Origin of the sequence: Polynucleobacter sp. AP-Melu-500A-A1 (assembly GCF_018882125.1) — a bacterium.
Classification (GTDB): Bacteria; Pseudomonadota; Gammaproteobacteria; order Burkholderiales; family Burkholderiaceae; genus Polynucleobacter.
The window spans coordinates 262,841-278,794 of record NZ_JACVOZ010000001.1; the positions used below are offsets into that span (position 1 = coordinate 262,841).

General features: G+C 45.6%; 18 protein-coding genes, 1 tRNA gene and 1 pseudogene. 15 read left to right on the forward strand and 5 right to left on the reverse strand.

Going from position 1 to position 15,954, the window contains the following annotated elements:
• The 12 genes from ICN38_RS01395 (at position 1) to priA (ending at position 11,596) form a co-directional block, all read left to right on the forward strand.
• Complete coding sequence (locus ICN38_RS01395; protein WP_216254174.1) at positions 1 to 891, forward strand: ParB/RepB/Spo0J family partition protein; 891 nt, start codon at positions 1 to 3, stop codon at positions 889 to 891.
• Positions 892 to 932: 41 nt separating this feature from the next.
• Complete coding sequence (locus ICN38_RS01400) at positions 933 to 1,403, forward strand: ATP synthase subunit I (RefSeq protein ID WP_216254177.1); 471 nt, start codon at positions 933 to 935, stop codon at positions 1,401 to 1,403.
• Positions 1,404 to 1,434: 31 nt separating this feature from the next.
• Positions 1,435 to 2,325 (forward strand): F0F1 ATP synthase subunit A, encoded by an 891-nt coding sequence (gene atpB, locus ICN38_RS01405; RefSeq protein ID WP_216254180.1) that lies wholly within the window; start codon positions 1,435 to 1,437, stop codon positions 2,323 to 2,325.
• 42 nt (positions 2,326 to 2,367) lie between these two features.
• Positions 2,368 to 2,634 carry a F0F1 ATP synthase subunit C gene (gene atpE, locus ICN38_RS01410; protein WP_028818346.1) on the forward strand — a complete coding sequence of 89 codons (267 nt, stop codon included), beginning with the start codon at positions 2,368 to 2,370 and terminating at the stop codon, positions 2,632 to 2,634.
• Positions 2,635 to 2,697: 63 nt separating this feature from the next.
• Positions 2,698 to 3,168 (forward strand): F0F1 ATP synthase subunit B, encoded by a 471-nt coding sequence (locus ICN38_RS01415; protein WP_216254184.1) that lies wholly within the window; start codon positions 2,698 to 2,700, stop codon positions 3,166 to 3,168.
• A 1-nt stretch (position 3,169) separates the two neighbouring features.
• A complete protein-coding gene (locus ICN38_RS01420; RefSeq protein ID WP_216254186.1) occupies positions 3,170 to 3,706 on the forward strand; it encodes a F0F1 ATP synthase subunit delta in 537 nt (178 codons plus the stop codon).
• Positions 3,707 to 3,751: 45 nt separating this feature from the next.
• Positions 3,752 to 5,293 carry a F0F1 ATP synthase subunit alpha gene (gene atpA, locus ICN38_RS01425; protein WP_216254188.1) on the forward strand — a complete coding sequence of 514 codons (1,542 nt, stop codon included), beginning with the start codon at positions 3,752 to 3,754 and terminating at the stop codon, positions 5,291 to 5,293.
• Positions 5,294 to 5,310: 17 nt separating this feature from the next.
• Positions 5,311 to 6,180 (forward strand): F0F1 ATP synthase subunit gamma, encoded by an 870-nt coding sequence (atpG, locus tag ICN38_RS01430; RefSeq protein WP_216254189.1) that lies wholly within the window; start codon positions 5,311 to 5,313, stop codon positions 6,178 to 6,180.
• A gap of 56 nt (positions 6,181 to 6,236) precedes the next feature.
• Entirely contained in the window at positions 6,237 to 7,637 is a 1,401-nt protein-coding gene (atpD, locus tag ICN38_RS01435; RefSeq protein WP_216254191.1) for a F0F1 ATP synthase subunit beta, read from the forward strand.
• 21 nt (positions 7,638 to 7,658) lie between these two features.
• Positions 7,659 to 8,075, forward strand: coding sequence for a F0F1 ATP synthase subunit epsilon (locus ICN38_RS01440; protein ID WP_216254192.1), 417 nt, complete (start codon positions 7,659 to 7,661; stop codon positions 8,073 to 8,075).
• 9 nt (positions 8,076 to 8,084) lie between these two features.
• Positions 8,085 to 9,203: a uroporphyrinogen decarboxylase gene (hemE, locus tag ICN38_RS01445; RefSeq protein WP_370624358.1), complete on the forward strand. Its 1,119-nt coding sequence runs from the start codon at positions 8,085 to 8,087 to the stop codon at positions 9,201 to 9,203.
• 263 nt (positions 9,204 to 9,466) lie between these two features.
• A complete protein-coding gene (gene priA / locus ICN38_RS01450) occupies positions 9,467 to 11,596 on the forward strand; it encodes a primosomal protein N' (protein ID WP_216254194.1) in 2,130 nt (709 codons plus the stop codon).
• 10 nt (positions 11,597 to 11,606) lie between these two features.
• Here the strand turns inward: priA and gcvH are convergent, their stop codons facing one another.
• The gene (gene gcvH / locus ICN38_RS01455) at positions 11,607 to 11,999 is read right to left on the reverse strand and encodes a glycine cleavage system protein GcvH (RefSeq protein ID WP_216254195.1); all 393 of its coding nucleotides are present in this window, start codon (positions 11,997 to 11,999) and stop codon (positions 11,607 to 11,609) included.
• A gap of 73 nt (positions 12,000 to 12,072) precedes the next feature.
• Here gcvH and ICN38_RS11595 point away from each other — a divergent pair.
• A pseudogene (locus ICN38_RS11595) lies at positions 12,073 to 12,261 on the forward strand (MBL fold metallo-hydrolase); the annotation flags it as partial.
• Positions 12,262 to 12,312: 51 nt separating this feature from the next.
• On the opposite strand, the gene ICN38_RS01460 reads toward ICN38_RS11595, so the two are convergent.
• From ICN38_RS01460 to ICN38_RS01470, 3 genes are all read right to left on the reverse strand, one after another.
• A complete protein-coding gene (locus tag ICN38_RS01460) occupies positions 12,313 to 12,498 on the reverse strand; it encodes a hypothetical protein (protein ID WP_216254196.1) in 186 nt (61 codons plus the stop codon).
• A gap of 40 nt (positions 12,499 to 12,538) precedes the next feature.
• Complete coding sequence (locus ICN38_RS01465; RefSeq protein ID WP_370624348.1) at positions 12,539 to 13,693, reverse strand: fatty acid desaturase; 1,155 nt, start codon at positions 13,691 to 13,693, stop codon at positions 12,539 to 12,541.
• A gap of 71 nt (positions 13,694 to 13,764) precedes the next feature.
• A tRNA-Arg gene (locus tag ICN38_RS01470) sits at positions 13,765 to 13,840 on the reverse strand.
• A gap of 104 nt (positions 13,841 to 13,944) precedes the next feature.
• On the opposite strand from ICN38_RS01470, the gene ICN38_RS01475 reads away from it, so the two are divergent.
• Positions 13,945 to 14,181, forward strand: a complete 237-nt coding sequence (locus tag ICN38_RS01475) for a hypothetical protein (RefSeq protein ID WP_255562663.1) — start codon at positions 13,945 to 13,947, stop codon at positions 14,179 to 14,181.
• 159 nt (positions 14,182 to 14,340) lie between these two features.
• On the opposite strand, the gene rsmI is transcribed toward ICN38_RS01475, so the two are convergent.
• Complete coding sequence (rsmI, locus tag ICN38_RS01480) at positions 14,341 to 15,243, reverse strand: 16S rRNA (cytidine(1402)-2'-O)-methyltransferase (RefSeq protein WP_216254197.1); 903 nt, start codon at positions 15,241 to 15,243, stop codon at positions 14,341 to 14,343.
• Between the two features lie 107 nt (positions 15,244 to 15,350).
• Between rsmI and ICN38_RS01485 the strand changes: the two genes are divergently transcribed.
• Positions 15,351 to 15,953, forward strand: a complete 603-nt coding sequence (locus tag ICN38_RS01485) for a phosphoheptose isomerase (protein WP_216254199.1) — start codon at positions 15,351 to 15,353, stop codon at positions 15,951 to 15,953.
• Position 15,954 lies beyond the last annotated feature (1 nt).

Here is a 15,954-nt window from a genome sequence, read left to right on the forward strand (position 1 = left end):
ATGGTTGCAATAAAGAAAAAAGGTTTAGGCAGAGGATTAGAGGCATTGCTTGGTGAGAAAACGCAGCAAGCAAATGCCACTTCAGAAATTAACCGTTTGCCATTAAGCGCATTACAGGCAGGCAAGTATCAACCACGTCAAAAAATAGAGGCCGGCGCTCTGCAAGAGCTCGCTGAAAGTATTCGCGAACAAGGTGTGATGCAGCCACTGCTGGTTCGTCTTGTGAGCCCGGGTAAGTATGAAATTATTGCGGGTGAACGACGTTTCAGAGCCGCTACGATTGCTGGCCTTACTGAAGTTCCTGTTTTAGTTTCGAGCGCAGACGATCAAGCCGCCGCCGCAATGGCCTTGGTTGAAAACATGCAACGGGAAGACTTAAATCCTTTGGAAGAGTCACAGGGTTTAGCAAGGCTTATTGAAGAGTTTGGGTTCACACACGAACAGGCAGCAAAAGCAGTTGGTAAGTCTCGGAGCGCAATTACAAACTTATTGCGCTTGGCTCAACTGGCAAAACCGGTGCAGGCTATGTTGTTGGCTGGCGATATTGATATGGGCCACGCACGCGCGCTTCTCCCTCTGCCGGGCGCAAGCCAAGTAGCTTTAGCCCAAAGAATTGCTGCTCAAGGCCTATCAGTGCGTGAAACAGAGAGAATGTCTGCCGCTTTAGCCATTGCTGGGGGCCAGATCGGAGATAAAAAGGCCAAAAGCACTACCTCTGGGGGCGTAAGTCGCGATCCAGATACACGTCGCTTAGCACAAGAGATAGCAGATTTAATCGGATTAAACGTGCAATTTAAGTTCAAAGGTAAGGGCGGCGAGATCCGCATAGGCTTTAGCCAGTTTGATGAGCTTGATTCCTTATTAAAAAAGTTGGGTATTGCGACTGACTAGTGCCCCTTTGTGAAATGAACTTTGTGAACCAAAAAAAGCTAATGAGTAAAAACGCATGGGACGAAATCGATGAGGATTCCTTTAAAACCCTTAGCAAAGATGAAATGGACGCATTGCGTTCAGCAAAGCCACGTAACTTTGCTTCCATCAATTCGTGGTGGATAGTTTTAGCTCAGGTGGCGATTACCCTAATAATTGCCGGTGCCTGCTTCGTTTTTTCAGGTCAAGCCGATAAAAGCGTTTATACTTATTCGGCTTTAGTAGGCGGTTTGATTGGATTTTTGCCCTCCACGTTGTTTTTAATGCGCTTAGAGGCGGCAAGAAAGAGTGTCAAACGCAGCCCCGGCGGCTTTTTGGCGGCAATAGTATCTGGCGAATTTATCAAAATCCTAGCCACTATCGTTTTGTTCATAGGCTTTGCTCTAAAGCAGCCTGATTTGAAATGGATCCCGTTGCTTGTTACTTATTTGGCTACGCTTAAATGTTATCTGTTGGCGTGGTTTTGGAAGTAGCAAGAAGCAAATAAACAAGGACAAGTAAGTGATGTCTAGTGAAGTTAACGCAGCAGCAGAAGCTGGCCACCACGCGGCCGCAGAAGCGCTTACACCCACTGCCTACATTGCAGAGCATCTGCAAAATCTAAACAATATTGGTGGGCCACAGCCATCGATTATTGACTTCAGCGTAATTCATTTCGATACCATGTTTTGGACTACCCTCATGGGTTTGATCACAGTTCTCCTGCTCGTAATTGCTGCTCGTAGAGCTTCACCAGGCGTGCCAGGCCGCTTCCAATGTTTGGTTGAAATGCTGGTTGAAATGGTTGAGACCCAATCCAAGGGGATTGTTCATGGCGATAGATCCTATATTGCACCTCTAGCCCTGTTTGTTTTTTGCTGGATCATTCTCCTAAATACGCTTGATTTGGTTCCAGTGGATTGGATTTTTGGCGTCAATCACTTTATTGAAGGTTTTGGCGTCCACGTGCCACACCATAAGATTGTTCCAACTACCGATTTGAATGCCACCCTTGGATTATCTTTCTCGGTGTTGCTATTGGTTTTCTTCTATAGCTTCAAGGTAAAAGGTTTTGGCGGATTTATGCATGAGCTTATTTCGGCCCCCTTTGGCGCAAAGTGGTACTTAGCTCCATTCAATCTCATCCTCAACATCATTGAATATATTGCAAAAGGCGTTTCCTTAGGAATGCGACTTTTTGGAAATATGTATGCAGGCGAGCTGATCTTTTTGTTGATCGCCCTCCTGGGAAGTATGTGGACCTTTAACCTGGATTTGTACATGCTCGGATTTGTCGGGAATGTACTTGCCGGCTCTGCTTGGGCAATATTTCACATCTTAGTTATTTTGTTACAGGCTTTTATTTTCATGATGTTGACTTTGGTTTACATAGGCCAAGCTCATAGTCACCATTAACTTTTTTATTTTTAACCTCACTTTCTATACTTAGGAGTAAACATGCAAGCATTCTTAGCCAACATTCAAGGACTAACCGCTATTGGTATTGGCCTTATCATCGGCCTCGGCGCTTTAGGTGCCTGTTTGGGCATTGGCCTTATGGGCGGTAAGTTCATTGAAGGCGCAGCTCGCCAACCAGAGCTCATCAACGAATTGCAAACCAAAATGTTCCTTTTGGCTGGTTTGATCGACGCTGCGTTTTTGATCGGCGTTGGTGTTGCAATGTTGTTTGCTTTCGCAAACCCACTGCTCGCAGTTATTAAGTAATTGTTTTGGCGTGGATGACCACCGGGTCATCCAACCGTTCTCAACAATACTGAAAGGAATATCGTGAATCTGAACGCGACCCTATTCGCGCAAATGATCGTCTTCTTTGTCTTATGGTGGGTGGTTGCACGTTTTGTGTGGCCTCCATTGGTTAAGGCATTGGACGAGCGTTCAAGCAAAATTGCTGATGGTTTGGCTGCCGCAGAGCGCGGAAAAGAAGAGTTGGCTCTTGCTAACAATGCTGCTGAATTAGAGCTCTCAAAAGCTCGTCAAGAAGGCGCATTACGTGTAGCTGAAGCAGAAAAACGTGCACAAATGTCAGCCGACGAAATTCGCGCTAACGCACAAGCTGAAGCTACGCGCATTGTGTCTCAAGCTAAGCAAGATGCTGACCAGCAAGTTACCCGTGCACGTGAAGTATTGCGCGCTGAAGTAGCTGTTCTTGCTGTAAAAGGCGCCGAGCAAATTTTGCGTCGCGAAGTTGATGCAAAAGCGCATGGCCAATTACTTGACCAACTAAAGGCAGAACTTTGATATGGCTGAATTAGCCACCATTGCACGTCCTTATGCTGAAGCGCTTTTTCAAAGTGCAAAGCCGGCTGAACTCGCTGGAAATTTGGAGCAGTTAAACGAATTGGCTCAGCTTGCTGCTTTGCCAGAGCTTGCTGCCTTGTCCAACAATCCAAAGGTTTCAGCTGACGATTTAAGCAAACTACTTTCTGGCATGGTGAAAACTAAGCTAGACCCTAAGGTTGCTAGCTTTTTAAATCTTTTAAACCAGAACCATCGTTTAGCAGCCCTTCCTGAAATTGCTAGTCAATTTGAGGCAATGAAGAATAAGAGTGAAGATGCAGCAGAAGTAATGATTACTAGCGCATTCCCTTTAGAGGGTTCCGCGCTAAATGATTTGTTGTCAAGTTTGAAGAAGCGTTTTGGGGGTAAAGAATTGCGCCCAACTATTCATGTTGATCCAGCATTGATTGGCGGTGTCCGCATTCAAGTTGGTGATGAGGTAATGGATAGTTCAGTGAAGGCACGGTTAGCTCAAATGCAAGCAAGTCTTGGCGCATAAGTTATCCCTATTAAGAACATACGAAATAAGACCCAGGAGTAAGTAATGCAACTCAACCCTTCCGAGATCAGCGAGCTGATCAAAAGCCGAATTAGCGAAATGGGTGTTGACACCCAGTCTCGTAATGAAGGCACTGTAATTTCAGTGACTGACGGTATTTGCCGCGTTCATGGCTTGTCAGGCGTTATGCAAGGCGAAATGTTGGAATTCCCAAACAACACTATTGGCCTTGCTTTGAACCTTGAGCGTGATTCTGTTGGCGCCGTGGTGTTGGGTGAATACACCCACATTAAAGAAGGTGACCCAGTTAAATGTACGGGCCGCATTTTGGAAGTACCAGTTGGCCCAGAGTTGCTCGGTCGCGTTGTAAACGCACTCGGACAACCAATTGATGGCAAAGGCCCAATCAATACTAAGTTAACTGACTTCATTGAAAAAGTTGCTCCTGGCGTTATCGCACGTCAATCTGTTAGCCAGCCAGTTCAAACTGGTTTGAAGGCGATTGATGCGATGGTTCCAATTGGCCGTGGTCAGCGTGAGTTGATCATTGGTGACCGTCAAACGGGTAAGACTGCTGTTGCGGTTGATGCGATCATTAACCAAAAAGGTAAAGGCGTTTATTGCGTTTACGTTGCGATTGGTCAAAAAGCTTCCACTATTGCGAACGTTGTACGCAAGCTTACAGAATTGGGCGCAATGGAGTACACCGTTGTTGTTGCAGCGAGTGCTTCTGAGTCTGCAGCGATGCAGTACCTTTCTGCATATGCGGGTTGCACTATGGGCGAATACTTCCGCGATCGTGGCGAAGACGCTTTAATTGTTTACGATGACTTGACCAAGCAAGCAGTGGCTTATCGCCAAATCTCCTTGTTGCTCCGTCGCCCACCAGGCCGCGAAGCTTATCCTGGCGACGTGTTCTACCTCCACTCACGCTTGCTCGAGCGTGCTGCTCGTGTGAATGCCGAGTATGTTGAGAAGTTCACCAACGGCGCAATCAAAGGCAAAACAGGTTCTTTGACCGCCTTGCCGATTATTGAAACGCAAGCAGGTGACGTTTCTGCATTCGTTCCAACCAACGTAATTTCGATTACTGACGGCCAGATCTTCTTGGAAACTGACTTGTTTAACGCTGGTGTGCGTCCTGCGATTAACGCCGGTATTTCTGTTTCCCGCGTTGGTGGTGCTGCACAAACTAAAGTGATCAAAAAATTGTCAGGCGGTATTCGTACCGACTTAGCGCAATATCGTGAATTGGCAGCATTTGCTCAGTTCGCTTCTGACCTTGACGAAGCAACCCGCAAGCAGCTCGAGCGTGGTCGCCGTGTTACTGAATTGTGTAAGCAAGCGCAATACAAGCCACTCCAAGTTTGGGAAATGGCCGCTTCACTCTACGCAGTGAACAATGGTTATTTCGACGACCTCGAAGTGAAGAACGTATTGCCATTCGAAAAAGGTTTGCAGGATCACTTGAAATCTAAATACGCTGACTTAGTTGGCCGTATTGAAGAAACTAAAGATCTCAGCAAAGATGACGAAGCTGCTTTGCGTGCCGCAATTGAGGATTACAAGCGTTCAGCCTCTTTCTAAGAGGGCCCGCATAAATCATGGCAAGCACAAAAGAGATACGATCAAAGATCAAGAGCGTGCAAAACACGCGCAAGATCACCAAAGCAATGGAAATGGTCGCCGCATCCAAGATGCGTCGCGCCCAGGAGCGCATGCGTAATGCGCGCCCTTACGCTGAAAAAATTCGTGAGATTGTTGCCAACCTATCTAAAGCTAATCCCGAGTTCCGCCCTGCATACATGGCAACTCGTGAGGTCAAGAGGGTCGGTACGATTTTGGTTACTACAGATAAGGGCTTGTGCGGGGGTTTAAATACCAACGTTTTGCGCTTGATAGCAAACCAAGTGCGTGATTTTCAGGCAAATAATATTGAGATTGCGTATACCGCAATTGGTTCAAAAGGCTTGCAATTTTTGAATCGCTCGAAAGCAAAACTCATTTCACAAACTATTCAAATTGGCGATACGCCGCATTTGGATGTTTTGATTGGCGCAATTACAGCTCAGTTGGAAGCATTTGAGCGTGGTGAGATTGATGCTGTTTATTTGGCATATACCCGCTTTGTAAATGCAATGAAACAAGAGCCTGTTTTAGAAAAACTTTTACCCCTAGAGCCAGCACAATTGACTCCAGAAGAGAAGACAGGAAATTCTTGGGATTACATTTATGAGCCGGACGCTGAGTCGATTTTGAATGGCTTACTAAAGCGTTACGTTGAAGCGATGATTTATCAGTCTGTTGCCGAAAATATGGCTTCCGAGCAATCTGCGCGCATGGTCTCCATGAAGGCGGCGTCAGATAACGCGAAGAATGTTATTGGTGAATTGCAATTGGAATACAACAAAACACGACAAGCTGCTATTACTAAAGAGTTGTCAGAAATTGTTGGCGGAGCGGCTGCGGTTTAAGCAGTCAGCGTTTAGGAATACAAAAGAATTTACGGAATTAAAAGCGGAGAAATGCGATGAGTAACGGAAATATCGTGCAATGTATCGGTCCAGTAGTGGATATTCAGTTTCCACGCGACAAAATGCCAAGCATCTATGATGCGCTGACATTAGTTGATAGTGGCGAAAAATCATTTGCTGAAAAAGGGTTGACCTTTGAAGTTCAGCAACAAATCGGTGACGGCGTAGTTCGCGCAATTGCCATGGGCGCTAGCGATGGCTTGCGTCGTGGTATGGAAGTGAAATCTACAGGTAAGCCAATTTCTGTGCCTGTTGGCCCAGCAACTCTGGGTCGCATCATGGACGTTTTGGGCCGCCCAATTGATGACGCAGGCCCAATTGCTACTGAAGAGCGCCGTGCAATTCACCAGCCAGCACCTAAGTTTGATGAACTTTCACCTTCCGTTGACTTGTTAGAAACCGGTATTAAGGTTATTGACTTGGTATGCCCGTTTGCTAAGGGCGGTAAGGTTGGCTTGTTCGGTGGTGCTGGTGTAGGTAAGACTGTGAACATGATGGAATTGATTAACAACATTGCTAAGCAACACTCTGGTTTGTCGGTGTTTGCTGGTGTTGGTGAGCGTACTCGTGAAGGTAATGACTTCTATCATGAGATGAAAGAATCAAACGTTATCGACAAAGTGGCGATGGTGTTTGGTCAAATGAATGAGCCTCCTGGCAACCGTTTGCGCGTTGCGTTGACTGGTTTGACAATGGCTGAAGCATTCCGGGACGAAGGCCGTGATATTTTGTTCTTCGTTGACAACATTTACCGTTACACATTGGCCGGTACTGAAGTATCTGCGTTGCTAGGCCGTATGCCTTCTGCTGTGGGTTATCAACCTACATTGGCAGAAGAAATGGGTAAATTGCAAGAGCGTATTACTTCTACTAAGACCGGTTCTGTTACTTCTATCCAGGCCGTTTACGTTCCTGCGGATGACTTAACTGATCCATCTCCTGCAACAACCTTCTTGCACCTAGACTCCACTGTTGTGTTGTCACGTGATATCGCTGCTTTGGGTATCTATCCAGCAGTTGATCCATTGGACTCCACTAGCCGTCAGCTCGATCCACAAGTGGTTGGTCTAGAGCACTATGAAGTAGCTCGCGATGTGCAGATGACTTTGCAGCGCTATAAAGAATTACGCGACATTATTGCGATTTTGGGTATGGATGAATTGTCACCAGAAGACAAATTGGCTGTATCCCGCGCTCGTAAGATTCAGCGTTTCTTGTCACAGCCTTTCCACGTTGCTGAAGTGTTTACTGGTTCACCAGGTAAATACGTACCATTGAAAGAAACTATCCGCGGCTTCAAGATGATTTGTAGCGGTGAATTGGATCACTTGCCAGAGCAGGCGTTCTACATGGTGGGTTCAATTGATGAAGCCATCGAGAAAGCTAAGAAGCTTTAATCGAGCTCATCAAGGGAAATTATGTCAAACATACATGTCGACGTAGTTAGTGCAGAGAAGTCTATTTTTAGTGGTGAGGCTAAGTTTGTAGCCCTTCCAGGCGAAACTGGCGAGCTTGGAATTTTGCATGGGCACACTCCATTAATTACGCGTATTCGTCCTGGTTCCGTTCGTATTGAAAAAGCGGACGGCGATGAAGAGTTTGTATTTGTTGCTGGTGGCTATTTAGAGGTTCAGCCTGATCGTGTCACCGTATTGGCCGATACTGCTATTCGTGGTCACGATCTTGACGAAGCCAAAGCATTAGAAGCAAAGAAACGCGCAGAAGAAGCAATGCAAAATCGTGGTACTGACTTTGATTTGGCTTTAGCCCAATCTGAGTTTGCTATGGCTGCAGCTCAACTGGCTGCTATTGCTCGCTTCCGTCGTAAAAAGTAAGCGTCGGTTATCCCCTTGCTGTTAAATGATCGGTTTTTAAAGGCGTGCCTGGGCGAAGCGGTTGATCAAACACCACTTTGGCTTATGCGTCAGGCTGGTCGATATCTTCCCGAGTACAACGCCACGCGCGCCAGAGCAGGCAGCTTTCTAGGGCTTGCAAAAAATCCTGCATATGCAACAGAGGTAACGCTTCAACCTCTGGATCGCTATCCATTGGATGCTGCAATTTTGTTTTCCGATATTTTGACCATCCCCGATGCCATGGGTTTGGGCTTGAAATTTACCGGAGGTGAAGGCCCTAGCTTTGATCATCCCCTGCGCGATGAAGTAGCTGTCAAGAAGTTGCATGTAGCCGATATGGGTCAGCTGAAATATGTGTTTGATGCTGTTTCAGAAATTCGTAAAGCATTAATTTCCGAAGGGAAGCAACGTGTTCCTTTGATTGGTTTCTCTGGAAGCCCCTGGACACTTGCCTGCTACATGATTGATGGTTCAGGCTCAGATGATTTTCGTCATGCTAAAACAATGATGTTTAGTCGCCCAGACTTATTGCAGCATATCTTGGATATCAATGTTCAGTCAGTTTCCGCCTATCTAACCGAACAAGTTAAGGCTGGTGCACAGGCATTAATGATTTTTGATACCTGGGGTGGCATGCTTCCAGATGGCTGGTATCAATCAATGTCTTTGGCAGCAATGCAAAAAGTGATTGCTCTGTTGCCACGTGAATATGAAGGACAAAGAATCCCGGTCATCATGTTTACCAAGGGTGGTGGAATTTGGTTTGACGATATGGCTGGCGCTGGCGCAGATGTTATTGCAATCGACTGGACGATGTCTCTGAGTCGTGCTCGCAAACAACTGCTGGCGTTGAATAAGCCTTTGGCATTACAGGGCAACTTAGACCCACTTATTCTCTTCTCTGAGCACCAACAAATTGCTAAGCAGGCTAGCCTCATTTTGGATGACTTAGCTTGCGCTCCAGTTTTAAAGCCCGGTCTTCATCCTTTGGATGGGCATGTCTTTAATTTGGGTCATGGGATTTCCCAATTTACTCCGCCGGAGAGCGTTTCTGTATTGGCAGAAACAGTAATAAATCACTCCAAAGCCCTTAGATCAAAGCGCTGATCCTAAGTAAATGCTAACTTAAAATCAAAAACTGATTGAAAGTTATGCACAGATAGCAGCAGAAATGAAAATTCAGTGAGATTGGCTCTAAACATCATCCTTAACTTTTCGATAATCTCATAAGTCATTGATTTATATATAAAATAATTAAAAAGCTATAAATGAGTGAAAAATTAGATTGCTGGTAAATTGGCCCATAAATCAGAATCATCAGATGATATCCACAGACTTATCCACAAGCAAAATAGAAAATTGAAGTAAAAATGAGTCCTCCTATCGTGGTCCAAGTGGTTGTTGATAAGCCTCTAGCCCAGGGCTTTGACTATCTGTGGGATGCTCAAAAATTAGGCCTTGAGCCAGCGATCGGCCAGGTGGTAGAAGTCCCGTTTGGACGCTCGTCGCTCATTGGCATAGTCATAAAAGTTAGTGATCACTCCGATTTTGATATTGAAAAATTAAAAGGGGTGCGGGCCCTCGCTCCATTGCCGCCTTTGGATGCTGCCGCATTAAGGCTGATGAATTTTGCCAGCCAGTACTACATTCATGCCCTTGGTGAAACCATCATTCCTACCATTCCGCAGATGTGGAAAAAGCCAAATGACTGGGAAAAAATTCCTAAAAAAATAGCTACAGCACAAGAGAGAAAAAAGAAAAAAAATCAGGAAGCGTTGAGCGAGGGATACATTAGCGCAGCACAATTAAATGAAGAGCAAAAGCGCGCCTTAAATGCATTAGCAAAATGCAGTAGTAAAAAACAATTCAAAGCAATTTTGTTGCAAGGACAAACTGGTAGTGGAAAGACAGCAGTATTTCTAAATTGGTTAAGTGAAATTTTGGAAGATGAGAGTGCACAGGTATTGATTCTTGTTCCTGAAATTAATTTAACGCCCCAATTAGAGCGTCGGGTACGCGCGTATTTTCCTGATAAAAAAATGGCTGTGTTACACAGTGCTGTTCCTGAGAAGCAAAGAGGCATAGCCTGGTATGAGGCAATGACAGGAAAGGCGCAAATCATTTTAGGCACCAGGCTGGCTGCATTAACTCCGATGCCAAACTTAAGCGCAGTTGTAGTTGATGAGGAGCATGACCCATCTTATAAACAACAAGATGGCATTCGTTATTCAGCTAGAGATTTAGCAATATGGCGGGCACATGATGTTAAAGCCCCCATCCTCCTCTCATCAGCAACACCGTCACTTGAGACTTGGATGGCTGCTAGAGCTGGGCGTTATGAATATATTCGCCTAGATCAGCGCGCCCAAGGCGCAAGCCTTCCTAAGGTACATTTAATTAATACCCGAGATCCACAAAATCAATTTAGTCCAGGTGATGCTGGAAGGCCAGTAAATAAAGGCCCCCTTACTAAAACCTTAGTAAACGCTATTAGCCAAAATTTAACGCAGAAAAAACAAAGTTTGATACTGATCAATCGCAGAGGATATGCGCCAGTATTGAGTTGTAGTGCTTGTTCCTGGTTGTCTTCGTGTCAGCAATGTAGTTCTTATATGGTCATGCATAAAGCAGGTGCATTAGGAAGAAGACCAGTATTGAGTTGCCATCACTGTGGCTTAGTCAAAGCCATCCCAGAGCATTGTCCTGATTGTGGAAATGCTGATCTGAAGGTGCTTGGCCAAGGAACCCAAAAAATTGAGGACTCCATTGAGGAAATATGGCCCAATGCTCGGGTACTGAGGATTGATACTGATTCGAGCAAGAAGAGTAAGGGTGCTGAAGAGTTGTTTCAGGAGATCCATAACGGAAATGTTGACCTCGTAGTGGGAACGCAGATGATTGCAAAGGGCCATGATTACCAAAACATTGGTTTGGTAGCCGTGCTCGATGCAGATAGCAGATTATTTTCACAAGACTTTCGGGCAGCGGAAAGATTATTTGCGCAGTTAGTTCAGGTGGCTGGTCGTGCAGGCAGGGCTGGCTTGGATGGTCAGGCAGGCGGCGATATTTATATTGAAACCCAATATCCAGAGGCGGCAGTTTTTCAGTACTTACTTCGTCATGATGTTGATGGATTTTTAGCCCATACCGCTAATGAGCGAGATGAAGCAAAATTGCCGCCCTTCTCTTATCAAGGGCTGGTTCATGCAGAAGCTAAAAGTCTCATGAAAGCCCTTCAGTTCCTGGGTGATCTAAAGGCTCGCTTACGGGCTGCGGGACTTATTGCTAAGGGGCTTAAAGTTTATGACCCAGTACCAAAGGCAATCATGCGAGTAGCTGGTACTGAGCGTGCGCAACTTGTAATTGAGTCCGAAAATCGCAAAGTGCTTCAAGAAGTACTAGAGGCAGTAGATCGTGATTTACGGGAAGATTCTCAAGGACGAATCAGCAAGGGTGAGCGCATTCGGTGGCTCATTGAGCGCGACCCAATTTCAATCTAATAGATTGTGTTTAAACTCCAGGGCCTGACTCGTATTGAGCAAGACTCATAAGTTGTTTGAGCTCCAAAGAGAGTGAGTCCTTGGATTCTGGTTTGATTTTGAATAGCCACACGCCATAAGGCCTCTCATTGATAAGCTCAGGAGCTGCTTCCACAGCATCGTTAAGGGCAGTAATTTCACCGCTAATTGGTGCATGTATGTCGCTTGCTGCTTTAACAGATTCAATAGTCGCAATTGCCTCCCCCTGCACTACTTGCTGCCCTAGCTTGGGCGCCTGAAAGAACATGACATCACCCAATGCTTCTTGTGCGTGGTGACTAATTCCAACCCAAACTAGGCCATCTTCTTCTTGGTCGGCCCACTCATGAGTTTCTGCAAATTTAAAAGTGTCTTGGGAGTTCATTATGTATCCTTTGGGAATATTTTATGCTCACTCACATACAGAGTACTCTCAACACAGGATTAATTTTTCTGTTGACTATAGTTTTTGGATTGATCAATTACCTCAGCAAACAGCATGTCGGTGGTTAAACGATGGCGATCATGTAAAGGTATGCGATGTTTTATTTGCTGGTTCAATTGGCAGAACTAATTTTCCTCGTGGCAATCATGCTGATTTAGTTCAGGCAATCAAAACCAAATTGTGGCCGCTCGGAGATGGCGTGTGATTACGCCAATGACTTTAACTACAAAATGAAAACAGCAAAAACTACAAATTAGGTTTTTGCAGAACCAGTGCGGTGTGTCCGGTTATATAGGCAACTAGCGCAAATCCAACGTTGCTTACGATTGCTAGTTGGAATCCACGTGCCGCCCTCTAATCGCTTTTCGCGACTGCAAGAAGAGCAAAATTTGAGGCTCTGAGAAGTGTCTTGGGTAGCAGTTGGAGTCGAGGTAGTCATGGGCAATCCGGGTAAGGCAAATCTTGTACAGACTGATATTTTACCCGTTTTGTCCCGCTGGGGCTGGGCTCAGCACAACTCGGACCGAATCAGCGGTCTTATTCCCGTCAAAATCAAGCCAAGCCTTGTTCTCAAAGTCATAAAGCTTGCATTTGCGGGCGGTATCGAAATACCAGCCCCAGGAGAACTTTTGCACAAAAATACGCTCAGGAAGGATGGTTTCCAGGGTTGATTGAGCCTCTTTTAGGCGATAAAGGGGGACGCTCATATCCACGTGATGGGCAGTATGCTCCATGATGTGGTGCATTAATGAGCCCCAAATCCAGTTAAATGTTAGATGAACGGTAGTCGACACAAAAGGCTGCGCCCGTAACCATTCTGATTTCTTGTCATACCAAGATACATTAGGGTGCGTATGGTGGACGTAGACGACAAAGCCAATCATGCCATTCCAGAATAGGAAAGGAAGGGCAAAACCGGTAATTAAGCCAATCCAGATGGATTGGCCAGTGGCTAGAGCACCAGCAACAAGACAAGCAATCCAAGCGATCGCAAATGCGGTAACGAGCAGATTGTCTTTTAAGAAAATTGGACGATCACCAGGCTTATTTTTAGCATTTGGGAAATACTCACGTCTCCACCAAATCTCAATAAGGTAATAGAAAACAGGGCCCCAGCCACTGCGATAAAGGCGCTCAAGGGTCTTACGCCCTGGGGAGAGGGCGTCGTACTCTGCCTTTGATAAAGGCGCCCAAACAAAGTCGAAGCCCTTTAAGTTTGTTTGCCCATGATGAACCACGTTATGCCCCACGTCCCATAGGCTATATGGGGTCAAAGATGGCAAAAAGGCTATACGACCCAATACTTTATTGAGCTCGCGATTCGGTGTGAAGCTTTGATGGCAGGCATCATGACCCAAAATAAAAATGCGGCCTGTGACAAACCCAGCAATGAGGCCAAAAATGATTTTGAGTAGGATGTTTTCAACAAAAACTGTGCCCGCAATACAGCCAAGCCATAAGACCGCATCAATTGCCAGTAGCATGATTGCGCGCCCACTCTCACCTTGTGCCATTGGGATTAACCAACTCCGAATGATTTTTCGGTGAGGTAATGGCGCCTCAGGAGGCAATGGATTAGTTAGAGAGGGCTCAGATAGCGCTGAATTTAGATGTATAGACACGATAAGATTCAATAAGTTAGAGACAAATGATAGCGGTTTTCACAATTTTTCGCATGACATAGGTCAAAAATCCCCCATAGTTTTGGCGCGCCCGGCAGGAATCGAACCTGCGACCCTTGGCTTCGGAGGCCAATACTCTATCCACTGAGCTACGGGCGCCAGAAGGAAAAAAACGGATACCACACTATTGTAAGTGTCTATAACCCTACTCACTAGTTATAATATTCATCGATAACCTTAAACCCACCAAACGATAAATTCCTATGAGCAACGAGCACGGAAACTTAATTAAGAACCCAAAACAACTCATCATCATGGTGTTTGCAAGCTTTTTTGTGCCCCTGATCATTATTTTATTGTTAATGGTATTTGTAAACAACGGTAAGCGTGGCGATTCCTCAAGCGCTACCGATCAACTCATTAAGCCTGTTGGCCAATTAAACTTTAAAGATGCTAGCGTCCAGGGCGAGCCTCAAACAGGTGGGCAAGTAGCTAAATAAAGAGATTTGTTTTTCCGGTCACGCCTGTGCTGCTAGTTGGCCTAAATTTGGCGACGATAGTGTATGGACTGCACGTTTAGGTAAGGTTATGCAAACCTGCGGCGAATCAGTTCAGGCAATCATTAGCGATGAAGAGCTGGCTGCGCACCAGCTTTTTGCTTATTGTTTCTTAGCTTCTTTTACATCTAGTGCAGCTTGATAAGCTTCTTTTTTAGTCAAGCCCAGAGTTTGTGAAAGAACTGCTGCAATTTCTTTACTGCCCAAGTAGGGGCTTAATGCTTTAGCCCACTTCAACAGTTGGGAATGGTTAGAGGCCTCATCTTTGCTACCTTGGCGGCCTGCCACCAAAATAACAAACTCCCCCTTTAGGCTTTCGGCATCGTTTACCCATTGCGTTAATTGACCCGCATCCAAAGCAACGATTTGTTCAAATTTTTTAGTGAGCTCACGCCCGACCAATACTTTGCGCTCTGGCTCCAAATGATTTGCCAACAATAATAGTGTTTCGCGAATGTGATGAGGGGACTCGAAAAATAGGCTAGTTTTTTTGCTGCCACTGATGTCTTGTAAATAGGCATCACGCTCTTTGGTTTTGTTGGGCCAGAAACCCAAAAACTGAAAGCGCCCTTCAGAACTCAACATTGCAGAGCCAGATGCAGAAATAGCTGCTGCAATAGCACTCGCTCCAGGAATTGGAATAACCCTAAAGCCTGCTTTTTCAACTTCGTTCACTAAACGCGCACCCGGATCAGATATCCCTGGGGTACCAGCATCAGAAATATAGGCCCAACGTTCATTGTTCGCCAAATGCTGAATAACGGTTTGGGCGCCACTAATCTCATTGTGTTCATGTAGCGCGATACATTTTTTGTGAATCCCAAATTGTTGCAAGAGAGCTGCGCTATGACGGGTATCTTCGCAGGCAATGCCATCGACTGTATTGAGAACATGTAGGGCGCGCAAGGTAACGTCGCCTAAATTTCCAATGGGAGTCGCAACCATATACAGCGCTCTAGCAGGCAAATCCTGCTGCTTTAGAAATTCGAATGCGCCAGTTTCCATAAGGGGTATTTTGTACGTAAGAAAGGTCAATAGCTAAGAGGATACGTTGCTTTTGGTTTGTGTTCCTTGCAGAGCCCCCTGCTTGAGCTTTGGCGCATAATATTGTTATGGATAAAAACACAATTGAACGGTTGCGCCAAAGAGCATCCCAACATTTTTTAGACAGCATTGCAGTCAAGCAGGAGGCTGAAAGAGTTCTTCCTGAGTCGGTTGCTCATGGTGTCGTAGCCATGGTTGAGTGTCTGCGTGCTGGCGGCAAGATCATGGCATGCGGTAATGGCGGCTCTGCCGCAGATGCTCAACATTTTGCAGCAGAGCTTATTGGCCGCTTCGAAAGAGAGCGTCAAGAGTTGGCGGCAATTGCGTTAACAACGGACAGCTCTATATTGACCGCCGTAGGGAACGACTATAGCTATGACGAAGTCTTTAGTAAGCAAGTTCGTGGCTTGGGTAAAAAAGGCGATATCCTCTTGGGCATCTCTACTTCTGGGAATTCCAAGAATGTACTTAAAGCCATTGAAGCCGCAAAAAAAATAGGCATCAAAGTGATTGCTTTAACTGGTAACGGTGGCGGAAAAATTGCCACTTTATTAGACGTGGAGGATGTTCATCTCTGCGCCCCATCTACTCGAACTGCGCGCATACAAGAAACCCATTTAGTGTTGCTTCACGGATTATGTGATGGCGTCGACCATCTCCTGCTAGATTAAT

Excerpts from the sequence above, each read along its gene's own strand:
- atpD (WP_216254191.1), top strand. The coding sequence starts at position 6,237 with ATGAGTAACGGAAATATCGTGCAATGTATCGGTCCAGTAGTGGATATT.
- ICN38_RS01460 (WP_216254196.1), bottom strand. The coding sequence starts at position 12,498 with ATGACTACCTCGACTCCAACTGCTACCCAAGACACTTCTCAGAGCCTC.
- ICN38_RS01485 (WP_216254199.1), top strand. The coding sequence starts at position 15,351 with ATGGATAAAAACACAATTGAACGGTTGCGCCAAAGAGCATCCCAACAT.
- ICN38_RS01395 (WP_216254174.1), top strand. The coding sequence starts at position 1 with ATGGTTGCAATAAAGAAAAAAGGTTTAGGCAGAGGATTAGAGGCATTG.
- ICN38_RS01475 (WP_255562663.1), top strand. The coding sequence starts at position 13,945 with ATGAGCAACGAGCACGGAAACTTAATTAAGAACCCAAAACAACTCATC.
- atpG (WP_216254189.1), top strand. The coding sequence starts at position 5,311 with ATGGCAAGCACAAAAGAGATACGATCAAAGATCAAGAGCGTGCAAAAC.
- ICN38_RS01400 (WP_216254177.1), top strand. The coding sequence starts at position 933 with ATGAGTAAAAACGCATGGGACGAAATCGATGAGGATTCCTTTAAAACC.
- atpE (WP_028818346.1), top strand. The coding sequence starts at position 2,368 with ATGCAAGCATTCTTAGCCAACATTCAAGGACTAACCGCTATTGGTATT.
- atpB (WP_216254180.1), top strand. The coding sequence starts at position 1,435 with ATGTCTAGTGAAGTTAACGCAGCAGCAGAAGCTGGCCACCACGCGGCC.
- ICN38_RS01440 (WP_216254192.1), top strand. The coding sequence starts at position 7,659 with ATGTCAAACATACATGTCGACGTAGTTAGTGCAGAGAAGTCTATTTTT.
- gcvH (WP_216254195.1), bottom strand. The coding sequence starts at position 11,999 with ATGAACTCCCAAGACACTTTTAAATTTGCAGAAACTCATGAGTGGGCC.
- rsmI (WP_216254197.1), bottom strand. The coding sequence starts at position 15,243 with ATGGAAACTGGCGCATTCGAATTTCTAAAGCAGCAGGATTTGCCTGCT.
- priA (WP_216254194.1), top strand. The coding sequence starts at position 9,467 with ATGAGTCCTCCTATCGTGGTCCAAGTGGTTGTTGATAAGCCTCTAGCC.
- atpA (WP_216254188.1), top strand. The coding sequence starts at position 3,752 with ATGCAACTCAACCCTTCCGAGATCAGCGAGCTGATCAAAAGCCGAATT.
- ICN38_RS01420 (WP_216254186.1), top strand. The coding sequence starts at position 3,170 with ATGGCTGAATTAGCCACCATTGCACGTCCTTATGCTGAAGCGCTTTTT.